Origin of the sequence: Streptomyces sp. NPDC058964 (genome assembly GCF_042741275.1) — a bacterium.
Taxonomy (GTDB): Bacteria; Actinomycetota; Actinomycetes; order Streptomycetales; family Streptomycetaceae; genus Streptomyces.
Genome location: NZ_JBHYKH010000409.1, coordinates 7,896 through 8,240, shown reverse-complemented (window position 1 = coordinate 8,240; position 345 = coordinate 7,896). Strand labels below are relative to the sequence as shown.

General features: G+C 70.4%; 1 protein-coding gene. It reads right to left on the bottom strand.

Features of this window, described 5'->3' with window-relative positions; translation table 11 throughout:
- Positions 1-239: metallophosphoesterase family protein (locus ACFW2E_RS35050; protein ID WP_384472453.1), on the bottom strand; the 239-nt coding region annotated here is incomplete at its 3' end.
- Between the last annotated feature and the right edge of the window lie 106 nt (positions 240-345).

Sequence of the window (345 nt, the reverse complement as noted above, 5' to 3'; positions counted from 1 at the left end):
TCGCCGTGCGTGCCCCTGCCGACGGTCCGCCGTTTGGCGCGGCCTGCATCGCCGATGGAGTCGTGCTCGCCGGGTACGGTGAAGACGCGGTCCGTCTTCATTCCAGCCATCATCTGCTTGACCTGGTCGAACTGCCCGGCCGTGGACAGGTGGGTCAGGTCGCCGCTGTGCATGACGAAGTCCGGTCTGAATCCGAGCGAGTTGACCTGGCTGATCGCTTCGCCGAATGAACCGGCCACGTCCATGTTCGCCGGGCCCTGGAACCCGATATGGCTGTCGGAGACCTGGACGAGCCGCCGCGCGCCCCGTGGGCCGGCGGGGGGCCCCCCCGGCGCCCCCCCCCGC